Genomic DNA, 4,097 nt, shown 5'->3' on the forward strand with positions numbered 1-4,097 from the left:
GTTCCGGCGTGGCGGGGGGCGGGGACGGCGGGGTGGAGGTCGGGCTCGCCTGCGAAGAGGTCGGGGGCGTCGGGGCGGGGCGGGGTGGTGCCGCTCCCCCGGCGGTGGGCGGGGGTGTCCGCCGTCGGGCCGTCCTCGCGGTGAGCGGCGGCGTCCTTGCCTCGGGCCGGGCCGTCCCCGCCGTCGGGGCGCGCGGACACGGCGTCGTACGGCTCGGCTTCCTCGTGCGGCTCGGCGTGGCCGTGCGGCTCGGGCTCCTCGTACGGATCAGGGGCATCGAACGGGTCGGGGTCCCCGTAGGGGTCTGGCTCCTCATACGGGTCGACCGCGTCGAACGGGTCAGGGCTCCCGTAGGGGCCCGGCGCCTCGGGAAGGCCCCGGCTCTCGTCCCGCGTTCCCGTAGGTCCGGGGGCGCCGTCGCGGCGTGGGGACGGGATCTGGTCGCCGGGGGTGGTGGGCTCTTCCGGCAGGTGGGCGAGGTGGGTGTGCACCGTGGCGGCGGCGGTGCGGCGGTGGGTGGTGGCGGTGGGGTCGAGGGGCAGGGGCCAGGCGTGGGGGGTGGCCTCGTCGGTGAGGGTGGGGTTCTCGGCGCCGTCCTCGGGGGGGTCGGTCCAGGCGTCGATCTCGCCGTGTCCGGCCTCGCAGTGGGTGCGGAGGGCTTCGAGGAAGGCGGAGGGGCCGCGGGGGCGCTTCTGCTGGGGGCCCCACCAGTGGCCGGAGCCGAGGAGGAGGGTGCGGGGGCGGGTGAAGGTGACGTAGCCGAGGCGGAGTTCTTCGGTGGCCTGGTGGTCCTTCATCGCCTCCTTGAACGCCTTGAGGCCGCGGGCGTCGAAGGTGTCGACGTCGGGGAGGGTGGCGGCGTCGCCGCGGAGGGCGTGCGGGAGGACCTTGGGGCGGGTGGTCCAGTTGTCGCGGGGCTGTTCGCCGGGGAACTGTTTGGCGACGAGTCCGGGGACGGCGACGACGTCCCATTCGAGGCCCTTGGACTTGTGGGCGGTGAGGATCTTGACGGTGTTGTCGCCGCCGGGCAGGGAGGTGTCGAGGCCCTTTTCGTGGCGGGCGGCGGTGCGGAGGAAGCCGAGGAAGGCGGCGAGGGTGGCGTCGCCGTCGAGGGCGGCGCCGCCCTGTTTGGCGGCGAATCCGGCGGCGGTGTCGAGGAAGGTGGTGAGGGTTTCGCGGCGGCGGGCGGCGAGGGCGTGCGGGGAGGCGGCGAGTTCGACGTCGAGGCCGGTGGTGGCGAGGATGCGGTGGAGGACGTCCATGAGGGGGTCGCCGGTGCAGCGGCGCAGTTCGCGGAGTTCGGTGGCGAGGTAGGCGAAGCGGCGGCGGGCCTCGTCGGAGAAGGGGAGGCCGTCGTCGGGGCCGTCGGATTCGAGGAAGGTGTCGAGGGCGTCGGCGAGGGAGAGCGTTTCGGCGGGGTCGGTGCCTTCGACGGCTTGGGCGAGGCGGCGTTCGGGGTCGTCGGCGGGGCCGGTGTGGTGGACGAGGGTGCGGGCGCGGCGGCCGAGGAGGGCTAGGTCGCGGGGGCCGATGCGCCAGCGGGGGCCGATGAGGAGACGGACGAGGGCGGCGTTGGCGGTGGGGTCCTGGAGGACTTCGCAGACGGCGACGAGGTCGGCGATCTCGGGGAGGTGGAGGAGTCCGGAGAGGCCGACGACCTCGACGGGCAGGTCGCGGTCGACCAGCTCGCCCTGGATGCGGGCGAAGTCGGTGGCGGTGCGGCACAGGACGGCGATCTCGCCGGGTGGGGTGCCGGTGGCGACGAGGTGGGCGAGGTGGTCGGCGAGCCAGGTCAGCTCGTCGGCGTGGGTGGGGAGGAGGGCGCAGCGGACGGTGCCGTCGTGTGCGGCGCCGGGGGCGGGGCGGAGGGCTTCGACGCCGGTGTGGCGGGCGCGGAGGGGGGCGGCGAGGGTGTTGGCGAGGTTGAGGAGGCGGCCGCCGCTGCGGCGGTTCTCGCTGAGGGAGAAGCGGCGGGCGGGGGTGCCGTCGGGGAACGGGAAGTGTGCGGGGAAGTCGTCGAGGTTGGCGACGGAGGCGCCGCGCCAGCCGTAGATGGCCTGGCAGGGGTCGCCGACGGCGGTGACGGCGTGGCCGGTGCCGGGTCCCGGGTGGGGGCCGGATCCGGCGCCGAAGAGTCCGGCGAGGAGGAGGCGCTGGGCGACGGAGGTGTCCTGGTACTCGTCGAGGAGGACGACGCGGAATTCGTCGCGGAGGAGGGCGCCGACGTCGGGGCGGGTGGTGGCGAGGGTGGCGGAGAGGGCGATCTGGTCGCCGAAGTCGAGGAGGTCGCGGCGGCGTTTGGCGTCGCGGTAGGCGGCGACGAGGGTGGTCAGTTCGCGGCGGGCGCGGGCGGTCTCGGGGACTTTGCGCAGGTCGGCGTTTGTCAGCGGCCGGTTTTCGAGGGTGGCGAGCAGCTCGGTGTCGTAGTCCTGGAGGCGGTCGGGGGTGACGAGGTGTTCGGCGAGTTCGGCGTCGAGGGCGAGGAGGTCGTCGACGAGGGTGGGGAGGGAGGTGGTGAGTGCGGGGAAGGGGCCTTGGGCGGTGCGCAGGACGCGGGCGGCGAGCTGGAAGCGGGTGGCGTCGGCGAGGAGCTGGGCGCCGGGTTCGATGCCGATGCGCAGGCCGTGGTCCTTGAGGAGGGTTCCGGCGAAGGCGTGGTAGGTGGCGATGCGGGGTTCGCCGGGGTGGCCGTCGGGGGCGGTGGGGTCGTCGGCGGGGGTGGTGACTCCGGCGGCGTGGAGGGCGGTGCGGACGCGGCCGCGTAGTTCGCCTGCGGCTTTGTTGGTGAAGGTGAGGCCGAGGACCTGTTCGGGGGCGACCTGGCCGGTGCCGACGAGCCAGACGACGCGGGCGGCCATGACGGTGGTCTTGCCGGATCCGGCTCCGGCCACGATGACCTGCGGGGCGGGCGGCGCGGTGATGCAGGCCGTCTGCTCCGGGGTGAACGGGATGCCGAGGAGTGCTTTGAGCTGCTCGGGGTCGTTGAGTGGCGCGGACACATCGAAAACGGTAACGGGCGGGACTGACATTCCGGTCCGGGTCGGGGTGCGCACCGGGGGTGACCTGCGGAGATGCTGATGTGGGCGGGGCGGGGCCCGTCCCCTGTCGCGGTTCGTCGCCGGGTGGTCGTCACTCGATGATCTGGCGGCCCTCCGGTTGTGCGCTGCACGAGGCGCGGAAGGCGCAGTGGGTGCAGTGGGTGCCGGTGGTGGGGGTGAAGCGTTCGTCGAGGACGCGTCCGGCCGCTTCGGCGAGGAGGCCGCCGATCCAGGTGTCGTCGGGGGGCGGCTGGGTCTGGACGGTGGGCAGGGCGTCGCCGCCCTCCTTGCGGGTCGCGCCGAGGCGGAGGTGGACGAGTTGGGCACCGGCGGTGTCGGGGGTCCGTCCGTCGAAGGCGTCGTCGAGGGCGCCTCGGCGGACGGCGAGCTGGTAGACGGCGAGCTGGGGGTGGTGGGCGACCTCGGGGCCGGTGGGTTTCTGTTTGCCGGTCTTGAAGTCGACGACGTAGGCGCGGCCCTGGTCGTCGCGTTGGACGCGGTCCATGGTGCCGCGGATGCGGATCTGGTGGGGGCCCGCGTCGAGGGTGACGTCGAAGTCGTGTTCGGAGGCGGCGGTGGTGGCGCCGCGCAGGTCGCGTTCGTCGGTGTGCCAGCGCAGGAAGCGTTCCAGGGCGGCGCGGGCGTTCTCCTTCTCCTGGCGGGATTTCCAGGGGGCGTCGAAGGCGAGGGTGTCCCAGACGGAGTCCAGGCGTTCCCGGAGGACGGCGAGGTCGGCGGGGGTGCGGCCGGAGGCGACCTCGTCGGCGAGGACGTGGACGACGTTGCCGAAGCCCTGGGCGGCGGTGGCGGGGGCGTCGGCCTTGACCTCGCGGCCGAGGAACCATTGGAGGGCGCAGGTGCGGGCGAGCTGGTCGAGGGCGCTGCCGGAGAGGACGACGGGCTGGTCGCGGTCGCGGAGCGGGGTGGTGTTGTGGGTGGGTTCGCGCAGGCCCCACCAGTTGTCGGGGTGGGCGGCGGGGACGAGGGGGCGGTCGTCGTCGTCGCGGAGGGCGGCGAGGCGGGCGAGGCGGTGGGCGGCGGCGTCGCGGAGGGCGGGGG

At 74.7% G+C, this 4,097-nt stretch carries 2 protein-coding genes; both read right to left on the reverse strand.

Going from position 1 to position 4,097, the window contains the following annotated elements; translation table 11 throughout:
• Window positions 1–2,999 (reverse strand): UvrD-helicase domain-containing protein (locus tag IF23_RS0130655; RefSeq protein WP_030289555.1); only part of this gene is annotated, 2,999 nt, incomplete at its 3' end.
• Between the two features lie 130 nt (window positions 3,000–3,129).
• A partial coding sequence (locus IF23_RS0130660; RefSeq protein ID WP_030289557.1) for a RecB family exonuclease occupies window positions 3,130–4,097 on the reverse strand: 968 nt, incomplete at its 5' end.

The organism is Streptomyces catenulae (assembly GCF_000718015.1).
Taxonomy (GTDB): Bacteria; Actinomycetota; Actinomycetes; order Streptomycetales; family Streptomycetaceae; genus Streptomyces; species Streptomyces catenulae.